Below are 21,650 nucleotides of genomic sequence, written 5' to 3'. Positions count from 1 at the left end.
CCATGCCCAAGTTATGGTCAATTTGACTAGAACTGATGCTACGGCCATTTTCCCGCGATACAAAATGTTGCTCCTTCTGCGCGGCTTACGCCGTTCCGTTTCTGGCCGCGGCTTCGGGCAGGTTGAGCGTCCTGCCCTGGAAGTAGGTATTGAGGACGATGACCATCGACGCCCGAAGCACCGTCATCGTGGCGATCATGGCGTCAAGAACCCGCTGCAGGTCGGCATCGGACCGCGCGGCAATCCTGGCCATGAGATCTGAACTGCCCCAGACCGTGTGAACCTCGATCAGTTCCGGGATGGCAGCTAGTGCGTCGGCCACCCGCCCGTGGCCCAGGCCCAGGCCCAGGCCCTGCGAGGCTTCCAGCACCGACGCCCGGGGCGTGTCGCTGAAGAATCGCACAATTTTGGCGTCCAAGGACTCGAATTTCACACAAACTCCCCTGTGAATCGCTGCTTCGTAGGGCAGATTGCCAGCCGTGGGGCGGATTAGTCATACACTCCGCACCCATCGTCGTACGCCCCGTGCCGCGGGGCCACCGGCAGAGGCGGTAAATTCAAGTGGTCCCTTTCGCGGGCACCCCCTACCCCGAGAAAGTTCACAGGCATGACATCGAAGTCCACGGCAGTGCGTCCGGAAGCCCAGCTCGGCCACACCATGAAACCACGGCAGCTCACCATGATGGGCCTGGGCAGCGCCATCGGCGCTGGCCTGTTCCTGGGTTCCGGGGCCGGCGTGCAGGCAGCCGGTCCGGCCGTATTGGTGTCCTATCTGGTGGCCGGCACGCTCATCATCCTGGTGATGTGGGCGCTGGGCGAGATGGCTGCGGCCAATCCCACCAGCGGCGCCTTCTCGGTGTACGCGGAGCGGGCTTTGGGCAAAACGGCCGGCGCCACGGTGGGCTGGCTTTGGTGGCTCCAGCTGGTGGTGGTCATCGCCGCCGAAGCCCTCGGCGCCGCGGGCCTCTTGTGCACCGTGTGGCCCGTGATCCCCGTCTGGGCCCTGGCACTGGTCTTTATGGTGGTCTTCACCGGCATCAACCTCACCGGTGTCAGAAACTTTGGCGAGTTCGAATTCTGGTTCGCCATCCTCAAAGTTGCCGCCATCGTCCTGTTTCTCGCCGTAGGTGCCGCCCTGCTGCTGGGACTCCTCCCCGACGTGGCGTCGCCAGGCCTGTCAAACATCACCACCGACTTCGCTCCTGCCGGGCTGGGCGGCGTCGCCACGGCCCTGTTCGTGGTGATCTTCGCCTTTGGCGGGACCGAGATCGTGGCCGTAGCCGCAGCGGAAACCGAGGATCCGGAGCATAGCATCGGCCGGGCAGTCCGGACCGTACTGTGGCGCATCCTGGTCTTCTACATCGGATCAGTCTTTGTCATCGCGGCCGTGCTGCCGGTCAGCTCCGAGGGCTTGGCCTCGCCGTTTGCGGGTGTGCTCGACGCAGCCCGGATCCCGGGTGCCGGCACGGCAATCACCCTTGTCGCCGTCGTCGCGCTTCTCTCTGCCCTGAACGCCAATCTCTACGGTGCATCCCGCATGGCGTATTCACTCTCCGAACGCGGCGAAGCGCCCCGATTCCTGTCCCGGTTGAGCGGCGCCAGCGTGCCCATGATCGCAGTGGGTATCTCGGTGGCCTTCGGCTTCTTCGCCACCGTCCTTGAGCTTCTCTTCCCCAACCGGATCCTGCCGGCCCTCTTCCAGCTGGTCGGGTCCACGTGCCTGGTGGTGTGGGGAACGGCCCTTGTGTCGCAGCTCATCCTCCGGCGCCGGGCAGACCGGGACGGGACCGCGCTGCCGCTGCGGATGAAGGGCTTCCCTGGCCTGACGACATTCGGATTGGTACTGCTCGCGCTGATCTTCGCCGTCGGCTTCAGCGCGGAAAGCAGCCGGATTCAGCTCCTGAGCACCTTTGCGTTGGTTGCGTGCCTCGCCGGCGCCTGCTGGCTCGGCGCGCGGCTCGCAGCCCGCGGGCGCCACCCGAAGTAGGTCGCAGCAGACGCAAATCCGCTGCTGAACGGCGCAGTCCGCAGGCAGGTAAAGTGGTGCGTACCTTCGGGGGCCAGACGACAGGATCAATGTCGGCGGGCCGCTGATCGTGTTCGAGGTTCCGGACAACACCGCCGGAATCGTGGGCACAGTCCCGAAGGATGACGCACCGGAGCGCCGGGTCCGCCTGAGCGCCGTACTTGACGAGGACTGACACTATGAGCGGCAGGCACACCGGCGAACTGCATTCGCACACCGTTGAGGGCACGGACCCGCAACTCTATGTCGAGGTGCATGATCCTGCTGCTGATGCGGGGCTCCGGCCTGTCCTGCTGATCCACGGTTTCTCTTCCTCCAGCAAACTGAACTGGGAGGACACGGGCTGGCTGGCTGCACTCCTGGACGCAGGACGCCGGGTCATTACCGTGGACCTGCCCGGCCACGGCCGCAGCGGCGCCCCGGAGGACATGGACTCCTACGCCCCCAGCCGGATCCGAGCCGATCTCTTGCAGATAGCGTTCGACGCCGGTGTGCGGCCGGTGCACGACGGCGACCCCACCAGCGGGGTTGACGTTGTGGGCTATTCCCTGGGTTCCCGGCTCGCCTGGGAATTCGGCGCCACACAGCCCGAGCTTGTCCACCGCATGGTCCTGGGCGGACCGAACATCGCTGATCCGCTGGCCGAGTTCGACCTCATCGCAGCCCAGCGCTACCTGGCCGACGGGACGCCCATTGCGGACCAGTCCACGGCCGGGCTGTTGAAAATGGCGATGCTCCTGCCCAGCAACAACATCTTTGCGCTCCTGTCGCTGGTGGAGGCCATCAAAGCCGAGCCGTTCGATCCTGCCGAAGCCGTCCCGCATATGCCCATGCTCCTGGTGGCCGGCGACAAGGACGAGCGCGCGGGCACCATGCCGCAGCTTGCCGATCTCGGCGTCCGGGCCGGCTCCATGGCGGAACAGCTTGTGCTGCCCGGCCGGAACCACACCAACGCCATCACCAGCCGGGCCTTCAAACAGGGTGCCATCGCCTTCCTCGGCGTCTGATTCCTGACAGGGGTTTCATAGCTCCCGCATTGGTCCGGCTGCAGGGAGCGCCGTCGCTCACTTCAACAGGCGCTCAAGCCCGTGCCGCCTCCGCCGCCGTCAACGCGGACCTCGACGCGGGCATCGAAGCTGTTATCGGCGCTGACAGCGCATACCAGGCGGGTGTGGCGCTGTGGATGCAGCCCGTGGCTGGGTGCCTTCACCTCGAGCCTCCAACTCCAGGCCATGGTCCAGGAGAGCAATAACGATTCGTGGACCCTGCTCTTAGAGGCTGTGGGCCTTTCCGGCCTCTCGGACTACGCAGCCGCCATCGATGTCTCCGACCGCCCGGACGTGAACACCCTTTCGACCTCCGATAAGGCCCACCTCCTCGTGGAACTGTTTGACGGCCATCTGCTGGACCCGGAGCACACTGCGCAGCTACTGTCCTACATGCAGGACACCGCTAACGAAAGCCTGATTCGAGCCGCGGTCCCGGACGGCGGTGATTCGGGAAATCACCATGGCCGTTAGCGCCGCACTGCCCTGACTCCACGGCGCCCGGCGACAAGTTCACCGCTTCCGGCACGGCAGCAGAGGGTACGCTGGAAGAGTGCGGAGACAGCCGGAGAGAGGCCAATGAACACGCGTTTTGAAGACCGCACCGATGCCGGTGAGCAGCTGGCGGCGGTCCTGACGCAATTCCGTGAACGCCCTGACGCCATTGTGCTGGGCCTGGCTCGGGGCGGGATCCCCGTGGCGGCCGCAGCTGCCAAGGCGCTCTACCTGCCCCTCGGGGCTGTCCTGGTCAGGAAGCTCGGCATACCGGGCCACGACGAAACGGCGTACGGCGCCCTGGCGTGGTCCGGTGGACGAGTGGTGAGGCTGCTGAACCGCCCCCTCATAGGCCGGGTCCTCGAGCACGGTGTCCGGCAGGAGTGGCTGGATGAGGTGGAACAACGCGAGCGGGCCGAACTGCTTCGCAGGGTGGAGACTTATCCTGGAATCAGCCATGATCTCACGGCCAGGACAGTCCTCCTGCTCGACGACGGCCTGGCCACCGGCGCCACCATGCGCGCCGCAGTGGAGGCCGTCCGATCCGCCGGAGCAGGAACTGTGGTGGTCGCCGCTCCGGTGGGGTCGGTGGAGGCCTACACGGCCGTGTCCCGGGTCTGCGATGCCGTGCTGTGCCTGCACTTGCCAGGCAAGTTCCGCGCTGTGGGGAGCTTCTACCGGCACTTCGAGCAACTGACCGACGAGGACGCCATCAGCCTGCTGCAGCCCTAAGCGGGATGCTTCCCTGAGCGGGATGCTTCCCTTAGCCTTGGCGTTTCCTGAGCATGGCCGCAGCAGCCGTGCCGAGTACAAACAGCGCACCGGCGGCAGCAAGGGGAACCACGAACGCGGCCCGGTAGCCATCCTGCTGGGCAAGCTGGCCGGCAACGGACGCTCCGAGCGCCGTGCCCGCCACGATCCCGCTGGCCAGGGCGGTCATCACTGTTCCCAGCCTTTCCGCGGGGGCCACGATTCCGCCGATGGCAAATACGGTGACCATAACGGGCCCCACCGGCAGTCCCAGGACCAGCAGCACGCCGACCATTCCGCCCAGCGAGTCCGGCACCAGAAGCAGGAGGGCGAGGCCGGCCATGAGTGCCGCACTGGCCATCCAGCGAGCGGCCGGTTTGAAACTCCGGGGCCAATAAGCCACGGACAGGGCAGCGGCGGCGGAACTCAACCCCATCACTGCGTACAGAAGGCCCGCGATTTCTGAGGTGGCGAAGCTCGCGGAAAAGGAACTCAGGGCCGTTTGGGTGGATCCGAAGAAGGTGCCCATGGCCACCATGGCCAGGACAGGAAGGGCGACGGCGGCGGGAATCCTGCCGGCACGGGATTCAGTGGCACTGGCCCCGGTGGCATTGGCCCCGGTCGCCTGCTTCACGGGCACCGCCCGGTGCGTGGGGTGCACGGCAAAAGCGGGAACGAGCGTGATGGTCATGACAACCCCCAATGCCAGCGGCAGCCATGGGGCCACCATGCTGGCGAGGATTCCCACGAGTGCCGGGCCCAGAACAAAGGTGAGTTCGTCGGCCGTGCCCTCGTAGGACAGGGCAGTATCCAGATCCTGGCCCGCTTCCTTGCCTTTCCCCCGGGAGGTCAGGGCCATCCAGCGGACGCGGGCGAGCGGCCCCACCTGCGGGCAGCTTGCGCCGGCGAGGAAGGCTGCCACGATCAGGGCGACCGGAAATCCGTCTGCCGGAATAGCCCAGGACGCGCCGATGAGGGCCAGCACCGCCAGGGCATTAAGCCCGGCGGTCACCAGCAGCACGGGACGCTGCCCGCGGCGGTCCGCCATGGCTCCGAAAATCGGCGCTCCGAGCGCAGATCCGATTCCTACAGCACCGGCGGCGGTGCCGCCTAAGGCGTAGGAGCCGGTGACCGATGTGACAAGGGTGAGGGCGCCAACGGTGAGCATGGCCAGCGGCAGACGTGCAAACAGGCCGATGGGGATAAAACTGCGGCCAGCAAGCTGCGGGAGCCGGGCAAAGCGGCCGCTTGGCGGTGACGGCGGTGCTGCCTCAGGCAACAGCGCGGCCTCAGGCAGCAGTGAAGGTGCCGGGTCATCGGATACTTCGTGGGCAGCTGACAGGGAAGACGCTGGTGAAGGGTTCAAGATTTCGGGCTCGTTCAGTCATGCGCACCGTCCCTCCTCCCGATGCGCGCGACCCGGTAACTGTCCCATTGTATACGGGCTTACGGGCCGCCCCGGCTTACACCAGCACCTCGGCGGCGTCGGATATGCGGAGGGTGGAACCGTTGCGGCCCTTGAGGACTTGGAGTTGCGTGCCGATGCGTTGCTTCATCTCCCCCACGTGGCTGACGAGTCCCACAACGCGCCCGCCGTCGCGGAGCCCTTCCAAGGCATCCATGACCTGTTCCAGGGATTGCTCGTCCAGGCTGCCGAAGCCTTCGTCCACAAAGAGCGTGTCAATCTGGATGCCGCCGGACTCCTGCTGGACGACGTCGGCCAGGCCCAGTGCCAGGGAGAGTGAGGCCATAAACGATTCGCCACCGGAGAGCGTGGAGGTATCCCTGCGGTGCCCGGTCCACTGATCCACCACTTCCAGGCCCAACCCGGATTTCGCCCCACGGGCAGCCTTGGCGTCGGAATGCTGCAACAGGTAACGGCCGCCGCTCATGGCAACAAGGCGCTCCGAGGCAGCCGACGCTACCTGCTCCAGCCGTGCGGCGAGGACGTAGCTGTTCAGGCTCATGCGGTACGTGTTCTCGCCGCGGCCGGCCGCGGTGTCGGCGAGCGCTGAGAGCAGTTGGGCGTGTTCCCTGGGCCCCCGTCCGGTTCCGGCGAGTTGGTCATAGTCGTGGCGGATCGTGGCCAGCGACGCAGCGCAATGTGCAGCCATCCCGGCGGCGAGGTCGGCGTCGCGTGCCTCCTGCGCGGCGTTCGCGGCAGCGTCCTGAAGTTCCGCAAGCAGATCCTCGTCCACCACCGGATCTGAAGCCGATTCCTTCAATGCCAAGAGCAGCTCATCCGATGCGAAAAGCTCGGTAATCCGCGCCTGCTCATCGTGGCCGGCCCGGACCTCACCTTGCAGGGCTGCTGCTTCTGCGCCCGCCAGTAATTGTTCCCTGGCTTCTCCGGCAGTATTGAAGCCGGCCTCGGGCAGGGCCTGCTCGAGCTGGAGACGGGCTTCCTCCGCCCGGGCTTTGGCCTTGTCCAGAAGTTCCCGGGCCGCCACAGCCTTTTCCAGCGTGGCCGCGGCGTCCTGCAACGACCGCAGCCTGCGGGTGAGGCTGCGGTGAGCGCCACGCAGGCCGGACAGAGCCTGGTCCAGGGATGCCACCGTGTCCGCCACCTCCGCCATTGCAGCGCTCACTTGGGCGAGCTCAGCCACACCGGTGTTCTTCGCGGCCTCCGCGGCTGCAATCCGGGCCTCCACAGCATCAATCTGATGGCGGAGTTCCGCAAGATTCTTCACGGCGAGCTGGGACCGTCCGGCAGCGTGGCGGGCCGCCACCACACCCTGAACAGCCTCGTCCTCGGGAGTGTCACCGCCCTGGCCGGCAAGGACGGCCACCACCTGGTTTGCCTCACCCAGCGCGGCGCTGAGCGCCGCCAGCTTCGCCTCTGCGGCCTCATAGGCCTGTTGTGCGGCTTCCTCTGCCTGGCTGAGCCCCAGCGCGGACGCTGCTGCCTCCGCGGGAGCCGGGTGGTCCTCGCTTCCGCAGACCGGGCACGCGGCCCCATCGGCCAGTTGGGCCGCGAGTTCGGCTGCGGCATTGGCAAGTCTTTCCTCGCGCAGGTCCAGCCAGCGCGCCTTCGTCCCAAGCTGGGTCTCACGCCCCGCCGAGTGGCGGTGCGCGGCCAGCTCCTGTGCCGTGACTGCCGCCCCGTACCTGCGGACAATGTCTAGGAGTTCGTCCGCCGCGGCGGCTTCCTTCGCGTGTAGGACGGCGGCGGACGCAAGTACATCCAAGGGCTGCAGTCCGGCCGTCAGGTCTGCCTGCTCCGCCCGCAGGATCCCCAACCGCTCATCCAGTCCGGTACTGGATTGGGTCAGTTCCTTCTGCTGTGTCCCGAGCGAGGTGCGCCTGGCGGCCAGGGCATGGAGGCGCTCTTCGTCCGGCAACCTGGCTTCAACGACGGCCAGCAATGACCGGATGCTGCTCAGCTCGCCGGCGATGTCAAGGGCTACGACCGACTCGAGGGTGACAGCCACGTCAGTGGCGGCTACAGACTCCACGTCGACGACGGCGTCACCCTTACCTTCGGCGGGCCCGCCGCCGGTGCCTGCCGCGTCCAAAGCAGACAGGTCCAGGTGTTCCAGCTCCGGGTCTTCGCCCGCCGCCATCCGAAGCAGCGTGATGGCGGATTCCATGGCGCCCGCCGCGTGCCTGACCTGTGTTTCGCTGGACTGGACAGCCTGCAGTTGCCCGGTGAGCACCTCGGCGCGCCGGTGCTGTTCGAGCCGCGCCGCCTTCATCCGCAGAGACGGAAGAGTCTCCTCAGAGGCCGCCTTCCGCACCTCGGCAGCAGCCAGCCTGCGCCGCCGATCCCGCCGTGCCGCTTCACTGTCGAGCCGGGCCGATGAGAGTTTACTCACCGACGCCGCGGCCTCCGCTGCGGCAGTCAGGTCCGCTGCGTGCCTTGCCACGGCGGCCTGGAGCCACCCGATCCGGGCACCGGGTTCCTCCGGGGAGGGTAGGCCCCCACCCACACCAGCGGCATCACCGGCAGGATCACCGGCCGAGCCAGCGAAGGCTGCGTCATCAATCGCCAGCGCCGAGGCCTCGGCTTCCGCACGCGCGGCAAGCAGTTCAAGCTCGCCATTGAGCTTGGCCACATCGTTGCGCGCGGCCTGCGCCTGGGCGGACAGCTCCTGCTCCAGGGCCTCAAACCGCTGAGTTCCGAAAAGCTTCTGCAGCAGTTCCAGGCGGTCCGTTGCCTTGGACCTCAGGAAAGCGGCGAAGTCACCCTGGGGCAACATAACCACCCGGGTGAACTGTTCCCGGTCCATGCCCAGCAGGGCAGTGATTTCGGCGCCGGCTTCGTCGTTGCGTCCGGACTTGTCCGTCCACGCCCCGCCCACACGTTCCCGCAGGAGCGTTTTGGCCTGCTGGGCAGTGAATCCGTTCTTCCCGCGGGCGCTGGGCTTGTCCCACGCGGGAGACCTGGTGACCTCGAAATGGCGTCCCTGTGCGGAGAACTCGCAGGTGACCGACGGCTCCAGGGCCGGCTCGGCGTGGTCGCTGCGGAGGCGCTTGGCGTCCTGGCGGGCGCCCGGCACCGATCCGTAGAGTGCGAAGCAGACAGCGTCCAGCACGCTGGTTTTACCGGCTCCAGTGGGTCCGTTCAAGAGGAAGAGGCCGTGGGCACTCAATCTGTCGAAGTCCACCTCTTCGGTGCCGGCAAACGGCCCAAACGCGGAGAGGGTCAGGCGGTGGATCCTCACAGCGATGCCTCCCGGAGACGCACGTTCTCGAGCGCACCGGCGATTGCCAGCCGCTCGGCGTCGTCCGCGTCCCGACCCCGCACGTGGTCCAGGAAACCGCAGCAGACCGACACGTCATCCTGGGCCTCGGCGAGCCGGGTGCTGTAACTTGTGGACGCCTTCGCGGTGCCGCCCTGCGGATCAAACCCGAGAACCAACGTGTCCGGAAAGCGCACCCGCAGCCGCTCCATGGCCTGCTGCGGCCGTTGCGCGTCCGTCAGCGTGACCTGGCAATACGCATCCTCGGCCCACGCGTGTTCGCCGGACTCCAGCAGTTCGGAAATCCCGCCGCGGAGCACCGCCAGCTTCCGGGGCGCCTCCCAGGCCAGTCCGGAGACGCCGGTGACGCCGTCCGGGCCAACGTCGATAAGCCAGCTTCCCTTGGTGTGCTTGGCTTCGGAGAACGAGTAGGCCAGGGGCGAGCCGGAATACCTGACCTGCGGCGACAGGGTTTGCCGGCCGTGGAGGTGGCCCAGGGCCGTGTAGCTGAAGCCATCGAACAGGTCCAGCGGCACGGCACCCACTCCCCCGATGCTGAGGTCCCGCTCGCTGTCTGAGCTGATGCCGCCGCTGGCGAAAGTATGGGCGAGGACCACCGAATGCACGGTTCCCTTGGCGCTGCGCCGTTCAAGGTCCGCCCGGATGCGGCCGGTCGCCGCGCGGGTCACCGCGAAGTGGCTTGCCGGCTCCGCACCGAGCGGCTCCGCGACGAGCCGTGGTTCGAGCCACGGGATCCCATAGATGGCCAGGACGGCGCCCGGCTCATCACTTGCGCCGGGCCCGCCGGGCTGCCCGCCGGCTTTAGTTCCGGATTCCAAAGGCAGGACGAGAGGATGGTCCAGGTCCGCCAGCCTGGTCCGCAAGTGCACGCCGCCACGCTCAAGCAAACGGGAGGCGAAGCCCAGCCGGACGGCGGAGTCGTGGTTACCGCTGGTCAGCACAACCGTGGCGCCTGCCGCGGTCAGCCGGACCAGGGCCTCGTCCAGCAGGCGCACGACGTCGACGCCGGGCAGGGCGCGGTCGTAGACGTCGCCGGCAATCAGGACAACGTCAACGGCATGCGACGAGACAGCGCTGACGAGCTGATCAATAAATGACCGTTGGGCGTCCAGCATCCCGACGCCGTGGAACGACCGGCCCAAATGCCAGTCCGAAGTGTGCAATAACCGCATATTCCTACGCTATAGGCTGCCACTGACAGTTAAGGAAACCGCCGCAGCTGCCTGTCGCCCATCCGTCCCCGGTGACCCCGCTGCCCCGGCCCGGGCCGGCTAACCGCGCTTTCCGTCGAAGAATTCCTGGGCCTCGTCGCGGCGGGCGGGCTCTGCCACGGCAGCCGCTGTGGGGACCTCCGGGGTCCCGGCGTCGCGGTCCGCGGCGGCTTCAACGACAGCGTCGTCGTCAGCCTTGTCACCGTCCGCAGAATCAAAGTCGTCAGCAAACGGAACGGTGGCGGGAGCGTCCGATGCCGCGAAGCCCCGGAAGACAAGGCCGGTGATGGCCGCGCCCACAACCGGCGCAACCCAGAATAGCCACAGCTGTTCGAGCGACCAGCTGGAACTGAACACGGCGGAGGCGGTGGCGCGGGCCGGGTTGAACGGGGCGTTGCCCACCGCCAGGCCAAGCTGCAGCAAAACGGCGAAAGCGAGGCCGACAGAAAGGGCAGCGGCGGCCTTGTTCACGTTGTTGCGGGCCGTCGTGCCCAGGAAGACGGCTACCAGGATGGCGGCGCCGAGAACTTCCAGCAGGAGCACACCGGCCAGGGGCGCCTGGATGATCGAGTGCTCGCCGAAGCCGGCTGTGACGGTGTCGAACGCGGCCCTGCTGTCCTGGATGCCCGGGAGGGTCCGGAGGATGCCGAACAGTGCCAAGGCACCCAGCAGTCCGCCCACCAGCTGTGCGGCGATGTACGCCGCCGCATCACCCAGGCGGATCCGGCCTGCGACGGCGTGGCCAACTGTCACGGCCGGGTTGAAGTGACCGCCGGAGACATAGCCGAAGGCCAGCATGGCCGCAGTCACGGCCAGGCCTGCCGCGAGCGCTGACGGCAGGGGGCTCGACTGGGGAATGGAGAACAGCGGCACGCCCAGGCCCGCCACCACAATGAACAGGCTGCCGAACGCTTCCGCGGACAGCCTGGACACCAGCCCATGCCGGACGTCAGCATGGTTGCTTGCTGCCGGCCCGGAGGCTGAATCACGGTGGACGGGAACAGGCGTGGTCATAAGGGCAGTCCTTATCGTTGGAGCGTCGCTGGGCGGCGAAGTCTTGAGGGTGCCGGCGGAACGTGTCCGCTGCGGCCCCTGTATTGTGCCAAGGAATTCTGGGCGTTGGCTGAGTCCGAGCTTAGTGGATGGCTGGTGCGGCAGCGGGCGCCCCCGCCTCCGCTTCACGGTAAATTGGCTGGTATGAGCAATGATCCGGGCGCCGCCGTGCCCTCGCTGACATCCCGCATCCACGGCTGCCTGCTGGGCGGCGCCCTGGGCGACTCGCTGGGTTATGCCGTGGAGTTCGATTCCATCGAGGCGATCCGTGGCCGCTTCGGCTCCGCCGGCGTGACGGACCTGGCAATGCTCGAGCGCGGCAGCCACTTTTCCGACGACACGCAAATGACGCTCTATACGGTGGACGGCCTCGTGGAGGCGCTGGAATGGGCCAACGACGGGGTGGGCGCCGATGTTAATGCCTGCCTGTGGCTGGCATACCTCCGCTGGCTGGACACCCAGGGCGAGTCAGTGCCCCCGGCGGCCCCGGCGCAGCCGAAGCGGTGGATTGACAGCAATGAGGTCCTGCGGCACCGCCGGGCCCCCGGAAATGCCTGCATCAGCGGACTGGCCACCGGTGAAATGGGGACGGTCTACCGGCCGGTCAACCCGGATTCGAAAGGCTGCGGCACCGTGATGCGCTCAGCGCCGTTCGGCCTGATACCCCACATAGCGTCCGACGCCGTCTACAAGTTGAGTGCCGACGCCGCCTCCCTGACCCACGGCCATCCCTCCGCCAGGCAGAGTGCCGGCAGCTTCAGCCTGCTGATCCACCGGCTGGTCTCCGGCGAGAGCCTGCAGGACGCCGCAGCGGCGGTCCTTGAGGAGGTGCGCGGGCTGAAGGATGTGGCGGCCGAGCTCCCGGAGCGGCTCAAGGCAGCCATCCGCTGTGCAGAATCGGGCGTTTTGTCCCCGGAGGAACTCGTGCGGCAACTGGGAGAGGGCTGGGTCGCGGAGGAAGCGTTCGCCGTCGGGATGTACGCTGTCCTGGCTACTGCGCCGGGGGCTGGCTCCACGTTGTTGCCCGAAGACCATTTCCGGGCAGCCGTTGCGCTGGCCGTCAACCACAGCGGGGACAGCGACTCAACGGGGTCCATCGCAGGGAACATCCTGGGCGCCCTGTACGGCGAGCAGTGCCTGCCGGCCGGATGGCTGGAAGCCCTGGAAGCACCGGAAGTCATCCGCGGCATGGCCGACCTGCTGGTGGGGGTCACGACCGCCTGAGCGCGACGTTGTTGCAGGCCTCGCAGACGTCCTCCGGGATCAGGCCCCGGCGCTGGAGGAATCCGAAGATCACGCAGCCCAGGCAGAATCCGGCGAAGGCTTCCAGCGAGGCGGCCGCTATCAGGACTGCCAGCACAATCCAGGCGGCCGGCGCGGCCCCGGCGACGAAGAGGATCAGCGCGAGGGTGGAGACCACCGTGCCTATGCCCTGGGCGAATCGTTTCGGCGGCCCGGGAACCAGGCGTGCACGGCCCAGCCGGGGCGCGAGCACCTTTACTGACAGCAGGGCCAGCGGCGATATCCGTGGCCCAAAGAGCGCCCGCAGCCAGAATCCCACGGCGATCAGGACCAGGCCCCCACCGGATCCGGACAACAGGGTGGCGCCGGCCAGGAGCACCACGAGGCCGGCGGTGATCCGGGCTGCGTATTCGTTGACGGGATTCGGAAAGGCAAACACCGCGGGCCAGTTGATACTGCTCTCGGGGCCGTGCGTCGGTTTGCTCATGCTGCAAGGCTAGGAGTGCCCCGCACGGCTGGGAAGATTTGTTGCGCCGGATGAACTAGACGGCAGCCGCGCCGGCGCAGCCGCCCACCATCTGCACAAACTCTCCCTCGGAGAGAACCTCAATGGGCTGCCCACGGTCATGAAGTTCCAGGACGCGGCGTGCCTTGCCCGTCAGCCGTCCGGACCGCAGGTCCGAGGCCACAAAACCGTCGCCCACCACCAGCACCGTAGTGCGGGCGGTCACCCGGCTTTCCGGTCTGGCCCCCATCTCAGCAGATCGCACCTTGGCTTCCGGCCGGCCCATGGCCAGCTGGCCTGTGAAGACCACGGTCTGGCCGTACAGAGGATGCGACGGTTCGGCGTCGGCGTTGGGAAGGGGGTTGGCCCCCTCCTCCGGCCAGCCGGACAGGAAAGGCCGCACCAGCCCGGCGCGGCCGCCGGAAAGGGCGGCGCGGCTGGCTTTGGACAAGTCGTCGTGCGCCGGGTCGAACGCTTCCTGGCGGGGCAGCTCCAGGCCCAGCGAGAGGTAAAGCTCGGCAATGCTGTTTGCGTTGTTCCGCGCGGCGATGTCGATCAGGATGCCGGCGCAGGCACGGGCGTCCTCCGCGGCATCGTGGTGGTTGACCAGCGGCACACCAGCTTCTTCGGCGGCGAACGGCAGGGAATTGGAGACCAGTGAATAGCAGCGCCGGGACAGCATCACGGTGCAGACGAATTCGTAGGCGGGACCAGCCAGGCCTGAGACTTCAAGGCCGGACCGGATCACGCCGAGATCAAAGGCCGCGTTGTGGGCAGCCAGGATGTCCCCGCCAATAAAGGCGCCAATCTCCGGGAACAGGTCACCGAACCGGGGCAGGCCCGCAACGTCCTCTGACCTGATGCCATGAATCCGGACGTTGTGGTAGTCGAAATGGTCGTGGTTCGCCGGGGGACGCATCAGCCAGGACGCTTCATCCACAATGCGCCCGCCCCGTACCTTCGTCAGGCCCACCGCGCACGGCGAGCCCCGGAAGCCGTTGGCAGTTTCGAAGTCAATCGCCGTAAAGTCCAGTCCCACGGCCCATACTTTACCGCCGGGCCGGGCTGTCCCAGTGTCAGCGGGGCGGCCCTGTCATGGATATCACCCGTCCGGCGGCGGCCGGCCGGGGTGCGTCAAGTACCCTGAGTAGGTGAACTTTCTTGCGATCAGCGACCTTGCCGTGCCCATGCTGGGCGGTGCGGGATCGATCCAGCCACAGCTGGCCTCGTTCCTGCCCGATTGGCTGAACCCCGACGTCTTCCTCCGTGATTCCCCGCTCGGACCGTGGGTAGTCCTGGTGGTCTGCGCCATCGTGTTCGCCGAAACCGGCCTCCTGGTTGGGTTCTTCCTGCCTGGGGATTCGATGTTGTTCACCGCTGGCCTGCTGGTCTCCACCGGCGCCATCGACTTTAACTTATGGGGCATGTGCGGGCTGATCATTGTGGCCGCAATTCTGGGCAACCAGTCCGGGTATCTGATTGGGTCAAAAGCCGGCCCGGCGATCTTCAATAAGCCCGAGTCCAGGCTGTTCAAGCGTGAAAATGTGGAAGGCGCCCATGCGTTCTTCGAAAAGCATGGCGGCAAGGCCTTGATTCTGGCCCGCTTCGTCCCCATCATCAGAACCTTCGTGCCCGTCATCGTGGGTGTCGCCCAGATGGACAAGCGTAAATTCTTCCTTTACAACGTCATCGGGGCGTTGCTGTGGGGCGGCGGGGTCACGCTCCTGGGTGCCTGGCTGGGCCAGTTCAGCTGGGTGGGCAACAACATCGACATCATCTTCATCGCCATCGTGCTGGTCTCCGTGATCCCGATCGGCATCGAAGTCCTCCGGGGCATGTCAGCCAAGCGCAAGGCTACGCACTTTGGAACGGACCCGGTGGACGAGTTCCTCGAAGAGCACGAGCCCCACGAGGAACGCAAGACCAACCTGGACTAGCTCCACGACGCTCACCCCTGCCTACCACCCGGAGTTTTTGTCCAGATATCGCCCGTTCCAGCCCCATTTAGCCGCGATATCTGGACAAAAACTCACGGAAGGTCAGGGCCGGGCGAGGGCCTCCACGACGGCTGGCAGCAGTGCCCGGAAGGCCTTGCCGCGGTGGCTGATGGCGTTCTTCTCGTCCGCCGAGAGCTCGGCACAGCTGCGGTCCTCGCCCGCAGGCTGCAGGACGGGGTCATAGCCGAAGCCGCCGCTGCCCCGCGGCTCGCGAAGCAAGGTGCCCTCCAACTGGCCGTACTCCACTACCTCGTGGCCGGCGCCGCCCGCAGCAGGAACGGCGAGTGCCGCGGCGCAGACGAACGCCGCACCGCGGTGCGCATCCGGTACATCACTGAGCTGGTCCAGCAGGAGCCTGAGGTTGGCGGCGTCGTCTCCGTGCCGGCCTGCCCACCGGGCGGAAAAGATTCCGGGCGCCCCGCCCAGGACGTCAACGGCCAGGCCCGAGTCGTCGGCTATGGCCACCAGGCCGGTGGCCTCCGCCACGGTCCGGGCCTTCAGGAGCGAATTCTCGGCAAAGGTCACGCCCGTTTCGACGACGTCCGGCGCACCTGCCGCCGCGGCGTCAACCACCTGGGTGTCGACGTCGAGCCCGGGCACCTGGCCACGGAGCAGCTCGCGGAGCTCCCGGAGCTTACCTTTATTGTGTGACGCGAGGACCAGCCGCGGCGCCACACCGTCCGGGGCCGCGCTGCCGGGGGCAGCCACACTCACAGGGCGTCCGCGAGGGTTTCGCGCTGGATCGCCGCCAGTTGTGTGGTGCCCAGAAGAGCGAGGTCGAGCAGCTGGTTGAGCTCGTCGCGGTCGAAGGGAGCACCCTCAGCGGTGCCCTGGACTTCGACAAACTTCCCGGATCCAGTGACCACAACGTTCATGTCGGTCTCCGCGCGGACGTCTTCAACGTAGGGCAGGTCCAGCATCGGCACGCCGTCAATAATGCCAACGGAGACGGCAGCAATCGTGTCCACGAGGGGCTGGGCGTTCTTGGCGATCAGCTTGTTGTCGCGGGCGAAGCGGACGGCGTCGGCCAGGGCCACGTAGGCGCCCGTGATGGCGGCGGTGCGGGTCCCGCCGTCGGCCTGGAGCACATCGCAGTCCAGCACGATGGTGTTCTCGCCCAAGGCCTTGGTGTCGATGATGGAGCGCAGCGAACGGCCGATCAGGCGGGAAATTTCGTGGGTCCTGCCGCCGATTTTGCCTTTAACCGATTCGCGGTCGGAGCGGGTGTTGGTGGCCCGGGGAAGCATCGCGTATTCGGCCGTGACCCAGCCGCGGCCTTCGCCTTTGAGCCAGCGCGGCACGCCTGCCGTCAGCGAAGCCGTGCACAGCACCCGGGTGTTGCCGAACTCGATGAGGGCCGACCCTTCGGCCTGCTTGGACCAGCCGCGGGTGATGCTGATGGGGCGGAGTTGGTCGGGGGCGCGGCCATCGGCACGCACTACGGGCACTGCGGTTGCTTCAGAAGTCATGCCTTTAGCTTATCGACTGCCTTGCGTCCGAAATTCCAGCGAACCGCGGACGAGGTGCCCAACGGATTGCGCATCCCCCAATGGTCCTGGGATGGTCTTGTGACGCCGGGCGGCTCGAGCGCTGCCTAAACGGTGTAGTGCACCCCGGCTACGGCCACTGCAACGTGCTGTCCGAACACTTCTTTCGCCTCGGCCATGACCGTGCTCGGCGATGTCCAGACGGGAATGTGCGTCAGCAGGAGCCTGCGGGCCCCGGCAGCGGCTGCGGCCTCACCGGCGCGCTTTCCGGTCAGGTGCACGTCCTTAATGGCGTCGTCGCGGCCTTCCTCGAAGGCCGCCTCGCAGAGGAACAGATCCGCGTCCCTGGCGGCTTCCTCAAGCCCGGCAGAGACGTCGGTATCACCCGAATATGTCAGCACGCGGCTGACCGGGTTTCCTTGCTTGTCCGGCTCGGTGACATCCACCCGGAGGGCGTAGGCCTCCTCCACCGGATGGTTCACCGCGAACGGCGTCACGGTGAACGGGCCCACCGTGACGGGTTTCCGTTCAGTCCAGTTGGTGAAGTCGAATTCCTCGTGCATCCCCGGGTCCAGGTCCAGCCCGTAAGCGGTGGCCATCCGGTCCGCGGTGGCCGCCGGGCCCCACACCGGAATCCGCCCGCGCCCCCAGCCACCCGGCTTCCAGCGGACCGCCACGTGCAGGCCGCAGAGGTCCATGCAGTGGTCCGGGTGGAGGTGGGTCAGGAAAATCGCGTCGATGTCCTCGAGGTCCGTGTAGCGCTGGATGGCGCCCAGGGCGCCGCTGCCCAGGTCCATCACGATCTTCCAGGTCCGCTCGCCGTCGTTGGCGGTCAGGAGGTAGCACGACGCCGGGGATCCGGGACCGGGGAACGAGCCGGTGCAGCCGACGATGGTGAGTTTCACTGGGCAGGGCCTCCGGCCCGGTGGCCGCCCACGAAGTTGGAGATCCGCGGCCCTGACCTGCCGGAGCGGGCACTGGCACGCTGGGCGGCCTCGATCATTTCCGGGGTGATCCGGGCCAGGCTTCCGGTGGGGTACTGCGCGGCCACGTGGTCCACGTGCCGGACGGACAGGACTTCCGGGCCCAGGAACCTGCGGGCCAGCGCCTCAAACTGGGCGGCGTCTCCGGTGGCAATGAAGTGATGCTCCGGGGGTGCTGCGATGGTGCGCTGCAGATCGTGGTTGGCCAACGCCCGGTACACATCCTTGGCCGTCTCCTCGGCGCTGGACACCAGCGTCACGTCGTCGCCCATCACGAAGGAGATGACGCCTGTCAGCAACGGGTAGTGCGTGCAGCCCAGGACCACCGTATCCACGCCCGCGGCCTTCAGCGGAGCCAGGTATTCCTCGGCAACGGCGAGCAGCGCCGGACCGGTGGTGATGCCGGCCTCCACGTACCTGACGAACTCGGGGCAGGCCACGGACGTGATGGCCAGGTCCGGCGCGGCGGCAAAGGTGTCTTCGTAGGCGCGGGAGCCCACGGTGGCGGAAGTTCCGATGACGCCGATCCGGCCGCTACGGGTTGCCGCTACGGCGCGGCGGACCGCCGGCTGGATTACTTCAATGACGGGAATGCCGTATTTCGCGGTGTACCGTTCGCGGGCGTCCCGCAGGACAGCGGCCGACGCCGAGTTGCAGGCGATGGTAAGAAGCTTGACGCCGGAGTCCACCAGTTCGTCCATCACGCCGAGGGCATTCGCCCTGACTTCGGCGATGGGCAACGGCCCGTAGGGCCCGTTGGCGGTATCCCCGACGTAGAGGATGGACTCATTCGGAAGCTGGTCAATGATGGACCGCGCCACTGTCAGTCCGCCGACGCCCGAGTCAAAGACGCCAATGGGCCGGGATCCCACCAGGCCGGCTCTGTTGCTGGCTGCGGTTTCCCTTGCTGCTGTTGCTGCCGGGTCCATGCTCGAGGCTGTTGTCATGATTATTCGAGGATAGGTCTTCCCTGGGGCCGCAGCCATCACATTGTGGCGCCGCACTCATGTCGCATATGTCACAGTGCGGCCTCCACAGGGACAACACGGGGAGCGCACTGAACGGTGAACCGGCAGGTCAGGCGCGTGAATCCAAGGACTGCAACATGGCCTGCACCAGGGACTCCTGCAGCCAGGTAGTGAAGTTGTACACCAGTGCGAGGTAGCTTTCCACGTCCTCGGCCTGGGACCAGTCCTGCATCCGGTGTACGTGTTCGGCGTCTTCCTCGTCCTGGATGTCCAGGCGTTCCGCCAGCACCAGGCGGACATCGTTCAGGGCCATGGACCAGTGCCTGGCCCCGTCGGGGGTCAGGACCACTTCGTCCTTGTCCAGGTCCAGCGCGGCCGCGCGCAGCGCGCCAATCTTGGTTTCCCGCAGCGAGCGCTCGGTGAGCTGGCGAAACTCCAGTGACGCGCCGTCGTCGTTCTTCATGACGTTGGGCAGGAGCCGCTTGACTGCACGGTCCGTGGGTTCCTGGACATCCATGTCAAGGCCGATCAGGGCGGCCAGGGGATCCTGGCTGGCGTGTTCGGCCGGCTGGAGCATGGAGATGACATCATCGAGCAGGCTGCGGAGAAGCTCACGCTCGGCGGGTTCCAGGAACCCGGTAATGCCCTTGAGCCCATATTTGAATGCCTTAGCCACGTTTCCCCTTGCCCTGCCCGGACCCGCCGGATTTCCCAGCGTTTCTGGAATTTCCACCGTTCCCGCCGGTGGCTTTTTCCACCGTGGCCCACAGCCCGAAGCCGTGCATGGCAACGGCATGGCGTTCAACCTGTTCCTTGCTGCCGTGGGCAACGATGGACCGGCCCTTCTTGTGGACCTCCATCATGAGCTTGTTGGCCTTGGTCTCGGAGTAGCCGAAGTAGCTCTGGAAAACATAGCTGACATAGCTCATCAGGTTGACGGGATCGTTCCAGATCACCAGGTTCCAGGGGATGTCCGGGGCGGTCAGGGAGTCTGTGGACGCCTCTGTCCCGGTCCGGGTGCCCTCCTGTGTGTCAGGGCCGAGCGCAACGCTTAAGGTCATCTGTCCATTCTATGGGGAGTGTGGGCCCACGCCGGCGAGGGCCCCGCGGCGAAGCGAAGCGAGACGGGGGAGCCGGTGGGGACTAGAGTGAATTTCGTGAGTAACTCTGCCGGCTGGGACCATCCCCGCGCGTCCCTGTACACAGACCACTACGAACTGACCATGCTGCAGGCGGCGCTTCACTCGGGCGCCGCGCACCGCCGGTCGGTCTTTGAGGCCTTCGCGCGGCGGCTGCCTGACGGCCGGCGGTACGGGATTGTGGGCGGCACAGGCCGGCTCCTGGAAGGCCTCGCGGACTTCCGCTTCGGTGACGCCGAACTCGACTTCCTGGGCCGCACCGGTGTGGTCAACCAGGAGACGCTGGACTATTTGGCGAACTACCGGTTCACCGGCGACATCTGGGGCTACCCGGAGGGCGAAGCGTATTTCCCCAACTCCCCCATTCTCATCGTGGAGTCCACGTTCGCCGAGGCCTGCATGCTGGAGACCTACTTCCTGTCGGTCCTGAACCATGACAGCGCCATCGCCTCGGCGGCGTCTCGCATGATCACGGCAGCCGGCAGCAGGCCGTGCATTGAAATGGGATCCCGCCGCACCCATGAGGAGTCGGCCGCGGCTGCCGCCCGCGCCGCGGTGATAGCGGGCTTCCACAGCACGTCCAACCTCGAGGCAGGCATCCGCTACGGCATCAAGACCGTGGGCACCGCCGCGCATTCCTTCACCCTCCTCCACGACTCAGAGCGGGACGCGTTTGCGGCGCAGATCGCCTCGCTGGGGGTCGGCACGTCGCTGCTGGTGGATACGTACGACGTCGAAGCGGCCGTGCGTGCCGCCGTTGAGTTGGCAGGACCAAAACTGGGCGGCGTCCGTCTGGACTCCGGTGACCTGGTGGCGCAGGCCTCATGGGTCCGCCGGTTGCTGGACGAGCTAGGCAACGAAAACACCAGGATCATGGTCACCTCGGACCTGGACGAATTCGCCATTGCCGCGCTGCAGTCCGCTCCGGTGGATTCCTACGGCGTGGGCACCTCGCTGGTTACCGGTTCGGGGGCTCCCACCGCCAGCATGGTCTACAAACTGGTGAGCCGCACGGACGACGCCGGCAATTTCGTCTCCGTGGCAAAGGCGGCCAAGAACAAAACCAGCATGGGCGGCCGCAAGTACGCGCTGCGCAGGCTCAACGAGCGCGGTATCGCCACCCAGGAGATCGTGGGCATCGGACACCGCCCCGAAGACGACGGCAATGACCGGCCCCTGCTGCAGCAGTTTATGAAGAACGGCGAGCTGTTCCCGGGCTGGACCGGCCCCGAGGGCGTGGTCCGGGCCCGCCAGCGGCATGCGGACAGCATGGCCGAACTGCCGGCCGTGGTCAACCGCCTGCAGCGCGGCGAAGCAGCCATTCCCACCACCTACGAGGAGTACTGATGTCCCGCGCCCTGATCATTGTTGATGTCCAGAACGACTTCTGCGAGGGCGGTTCCCTTGCCGTAGCCGGCGGTGCCGACGTAGCCGGAGCCATCAGCGAGTTCGTGGACGCCCACCACGGTGAGTTCGACCACATTCTGGCCACCCAGGACTGGCATATCGATCCCGGCGCACACTTCTCCGGGACGCCTGACTTCAAGGACAGCTGGCCGCGGCACTGCGTCGCCGGCACCAGCGGCGCGGAGCTCCATCCGGACCTGGACACCGAATACATCCAGGCCTATTTCCAGAAGGGCCAGTTCGCCGCTGCGTACTCCGGATTCGAAGGCCTGCTGGCGCCCGAAGATGCCGTGCCTACTGGGGAACGCCAGCCCGGTTCGCTGCCCGCCGACGCCGACGCCTTCGCGGCCGCCGAGGACGCGATCGGCCTGGACGACTGGCTGCAAAGCCACGATGTGGAAGACGTTGTGGTGGTGGGGATCGCGACTGACTACTGCGTCATGGCAACGGCGCTGGACGCCGTCCAGGCGGGTTACTCCGTGACGGTGATGCGGTCGCTGACTGCCGGCATCGCTGCGGACTTGGACGATGCGGTTGCCGAGATGGAGCTCGGCGGCGTGGACGTCGCCTGACAGAAACCTGAATGCAAGGGCGCCCCGGTGCTGTGCACCGGGCCACCCTTCATCCGAAGCACTGCT

At 66.8% G+C, this 21,650-nt stretch carries 21 protein-coding genes; 8 read left to right on the top strand and 13 right to left on the bottom strand.

Annotation, left to right across the window (positions count from 1 at the left end; all coding sequences use genetic code 11):
* Positions 1–85 precede the first annotated feature (85 nt).
* On the bottom strand, positions 86–433 hold the full coding sequence (locus ABIB45_RS01270) for an Lrp/AsnC ligand binding domain-containing protein (protein WP_354214083.1): 348 nt from the start codon (positions 431–433) through the stop codon (positions 86–88).
* Positions 434–607: 174 nt separating this feature from the next.
* Here ABIB45_RS01270 and ABIB45_RS01265 point away from each other — a divergent pair, with 174 nt between their 5' ends.
* The 4 genes from ABIB45_RS01265 to ABIB45_RS01250 all read left to right on the top strand — a co-directional run bounded on the left by ABIB45_RS01265 (position 608) and on the right by ABIB45_RS01250 (position 4,299).
* Entirely contained in the window at positions 608–1,987 is a 1,380-nt protein-coding gene (locus ABIB45_RS01265) for an amino acid permease (RefSeq protein ID WP_354214082.1), read from the top strand.
* 218 nt (positions 1,988–2,205) lie between these two features.
* On the top strand, positions 2,206–3,033 hold the full coding sequence (locus tag ABIB45_RS01260) for an alpha/beta fold hydrolase (RefSeq protein WP_354214080.1): 828 nt from the start codon (positions 2,206–2,208) through the stop codon (positions 3,031–3,033).
* A 225-nt stretch (positions 3,034–3,258) separates the two neighbouring features.
* Positions 3,259–3,546, top strand: coding sequence for a serine hydrolase (locus ABIB45_RS01255; RefSeq protein ID WP_354214078.1), 288 nt, complete (start codon positions 3,259–3,261; stop codon positions 3,544–3,546).
* Positions 3,547–3,651: 105 nt separating this feature from the next.
* A complete protein-coding gene (locus ABIB45_RS01250) occupies positions 3,652–4,299 on the top strand; it encodes a phosphoribosyltransferase (RefSeq protein ID WP_354214076.1) in 648 nt (215 codons plus the stop codon).
* A 31-nt stretch (positions 4,300–4,330) separates the two neighbouring features.
* Here the strand turns inward: ABIB45_RS01250 and ABIB45_RS01245 are convergent, their stop codons facing one another.
* The 4 genes from ABIB45_RS01245 to ABIB45_RS01230 form a co-directional block, all read right to left on the bottom strand.
* A complete protein-coding gene (locus ABIB45_RS01245) occupies positions 4,331–5,683 on the bottom strand; it encodes an MFS transporter (protein WP_502909082.1) in 1,353 nt (450 codons plus the stop codon).
* A gap of 97 nt (positions 5,684–5,780) precedes the next feature.
* Positions 5,781–8,981: an AAA family ATPase gene (locus ABIB45_RS01240; protein ID WP_354214075.1), complete on the bottom strand. Its 3,201-nt coding sequence runs from the start codon at positions 8,979–8,981 to the stop codon at positions 5,781–5,783.
* The gene (locus tag ABIB45_RS01235) at positions 8,978–10,192 is read right to left on the bottom strand and encodes an exonuclease SbcCD subunit D (protein ID WP_354214073.1); all 1,215 of its coding nucleotides are present in this window, start codon (positions 10,190–10,192) and stop codon (positions 8,978–8,980) included. The genes ABIB45_RS01240 and ABIB45_RS01235 overlap by 4 nt, the downstream gene beginning before the upstream one ends.
* Positions 10,193–10,291: 99 nt before the next feature.
* Entirely contained in the window at positions 10,292–11,245 is a 954-nt protein-coding gene (locus tag ABIB45_RS01230; RefSeq protein WP_354214072.1) for an MIP/aquaporin family protein, read from the bottom strand.
* Between the two features lie 183 nt (positions 11,246–11,428).
* Here ABIB45_RS01230 and ABIB45_RS01225 point away from each other — a divergent pair, with 183 nt between their 5' ends.
* Positions 11,429–12,508 carry an ADP-ribosylglycohydrolase family protein gene (locus ABIB45_RS01225; protein ID WP_354214071.1) on the top strand — a complete coding sequence of 360 codons (1,080 nt, stop codon included), beginning with the start codon at positions 11,429–11,431 and terminating at the stop codon, positions 12,506–12,508.
* On the opposite strand, the gene ABIB45_RS01220 is transcribed toward ABIB45_RS01225, so the two are convergent.
* Both ABIB45_RS01220 and ABIB45_RS01215 read right to left on the bottom strand, forming a co-directional pair.
* Positions 12,495–13,013, bottom strand: a complete 519-nt coding sequence (locus ABIB45_RS01220; RefSeq protein WP_354214069.1) for a DUF4395 domain-containing protein — start codon at positions 13,011–13,013, stop codon at positions 12,495–12,497. The two genes, ABIB45_RS01225 and ABIB45_RS01220, sit on opposite strands and share 14 nt — an antisense overlap.
* A gap of 55 nt (positions 13,014–13,068) precedes the next feature.
* A complete protein-coding gene (locus ABIB45_RS01215; RefSeq protein ID WP_354214068.1) occupies positions 13,069–14,070 on the bottom strand; it encodes a 3'-5' exonuclease in 1,002 nt (333 codons plus the stop codon).
* Between the two features lie 127 nt (positions 14,071–14,197).
* Here ABIB45_RS01215 and ABIB45_RS01210 point away from each other — a divergent pair, with 127 nt between their 5' ends.
* A complete protein-coding gene (locus ABIB45_RS01210) occupies positions 14,198–14,968 on the top strand; it encodes a VTT domain-containing protein (protein ID WP_354214411.1) in 771 nt (256 codons plus the stop codon).
* A gap of 102 nt (positions 14,969–15,070) precedes the next feature.
* Here ABIB45_RS01210 and rdgB read toward each other — a convergent pair whose 3' ends face one another.
* From rdgB to clpS, 6 genes are all read right to left on the bottom strand, one after another.
* Complete coding sequence (gene rdgB, locus ABIB45_RS01205; RefSeq protein ID WP_354214066.1) at positions 15,071–15,742, bottom strand: RdgB/HAM1 family non-canonical purine NTP pyrophosphatase; 672 nt, start codon at positions 15,740–15,742, stop codon at positions 15,071–15,073.
* On the bottom strand, positions 15,739–16,497 hold the full coding sequence (gene rph / locus ABIB45_RS01200) for a ribonuclease PH (protein ID WP_354214064.1): 759 nt from the start codon (positions 16,495–16,497) through the stop codon (positions 15,739–15,741). Before rph ends, rdgB begins: the two co-directional genes overlap by 4 nt.
* Positions 16,498–16,622: 125 nt before the next feature.
* Positions 16,623–17,420 (bottom strand): MBL fold metallo-hydrolase, encoded by a 798-nt coding sequence (locus ABIB45_RS01195; protein WP_354214063.1) that lies wholly within the window; start codon positions 17,418–17,420, stop codon positions 16,623–16,625.
* Positions 17,417–18,445: a glutamate racemase gene (gene murI, locus ABIB45_RS01190; RefSeq protein WP_502909081.1), complete on the bottom strand. Its 1,029-nt coding sequence runs from the start codon at positions 18,443–18,445 to the stop codon at positions 17,417–17,419. The genes ABIB45_RS01195 and murI overlap by 4 nt, the downstream gene beginning before the upstream one ends.
* A 130-nt stretch (positions 18,446–18,575) precedes the next feature.
* Positions 18,576–19,142 carry a DUF2017 domain-containing protein gene (locus tag ABIB45_RS01185; protein ID WP_354214061.1) on the bottom strand — a complete coding sequence of 189 codons (567 nt, stop codon included), beginning with the start codon at positions 19,140–19,142 and terminating at the stop codon, positions 18,576–18,578.
* Positions 19,135–19,527 (bottom strand): ATP-dependent Clp protease adapter ClpS, encoded by a 393-nt coding sequence (gene clpS / locus ABIB45_RS01180; RefSeq protein WP_354214059.1) that lies wholly within the window; start codon positions 19,525–19,527, stop codon positions 19,135–19,137. Before clpS ends, ABIB45_RS01185 begins: the two co-directional genes overlap by 8 nt.
* A 96-nt stretch (positions 19,528–19,623) precedes the next feature.
* On the opposite strand from clpS, the gene ABIB45_RS01175 reads away from it, so the two are divergent.
* Entirely contained in the window at positions 19,624–20,952 is a 1,329-nt protein-coding gene (locus tag ABIB45_RS01175) for a nicotinate phosphoribosyltransferase (protein WP_354214058.1), read from the top strand.
* Positions 20,952–21,584, top strand: coding sequence for an isochorismatase family protein (locus ABIB45_RS01170; protein WP_354214057.1), 633 nt, complete (start codon positions 20,952–20,954; stop codon positions 21,582–21,584). The genes ABIB45_RS01175 and ABIB45_RS01170 overlap by 1 nt, the downstream gene beginning before the upstream one ends.
* Positions 21,585–21,650 lie beyond the last annotated feature (66 nt).

The organism is Arthrobacter sp. UYCo732 (genome assembly GCF_040547265.1).
Taxonomy (GTDB): Bacteria; Actinomycetota; Actinomycetes; order Actinomycetales; family Micrococcaceae; genus Arthrobacter.
The sequence above is the reverse complement of the archived record's forward strand: the minus strand, read 5'-3'. Positions and strand labels throughout refer to the sequence as shown.

Bases quoted from the DNA above. Each gene is read 5' to 3' on its own strand.
- ABIB45_RS01265 (WP_354214082.1), top strand. From the start codon at position 608: ATGACATCGAAGTCCACGGCAGTGCGTCCGGAAGCCCAGCTCGGCCAC.
- ABIB45_RS01260 (WP_354214080.1), top strand. From the start codon at position 2,206: ATGAGCGGCAGGCACACCGGCGAACTGCATTCGCACACCGTTGAGGGC.
- ABIB45_RS01255 (WP_354214078.1), top strand. From the start codon at position 3,259: ATGGTCCAGGAGAGCAATAACGATTCGTGGACCCTGCTCTTAGAGGCT.
- ABIB45_RS01250 (WP_354214076.1), top strand. From the start codon at position 3,652: ATGAACACGCGTTTTGAAGACCGCACCGATGCCGGTGAGCAGCTGGCG.
- ABIB45_RS01235 (WP_354214073.1), bottom strand. From the start codon at position 10,192: ATGCGGTTATTGCACACTTCGGACTGGCATTTGGGCCGGTCGTTCCAC.
- ABIB45_RS01230 (WP_354214072.1), bottom strand. From the start codon at position 11,245: ATGACCACGCCTGTTCCCGTCCACCGTGATTCAGCCTCCGGGCCGGCA.
- ABIB45_RS01225 (WP_354214071.1), top strand. From the start codon at position 11,429: ATGAGCAATGATCCGGGCGCCGCCGTGCCCTCGCTGACATCCCGCATC.
- ABIB45_RS01220 (WP_354214069.1), bottom strand. From the start codon at position 13,013: ATGAGCAAACCGACGCACGGCCCCGAGAGCAGTATCAACTGGCCCGCG.
- rph (WP_354214064.1), bottom strand. From the start codon at position 16,497: ATGACTTCTGAAGCAACCGCAGTGCCCGTAGTGCGTGCCGATGGCCGC.
- murI (WP_502909081.1), bottom strand. From the start codon at position 18,445: ATGACAACAGCCTCGAGCATGGACCCGGCAGCAACAGCAGCAAGGGAA.
- clpS (WP_354214059.1), bottom strand. From the start codon at position 19,527: ATGACCTTAAGCGTTGCGCTCGGCCCTGACACACAGGAGGGCACCCGG.
- ABIB45_RS01170 (WP_354214057.1), top strand. From the start codon at position 20,952: ATGTCCCGCGCCCTGATCATTGTTGATGTCCAGAACGACTTCTGCGAG.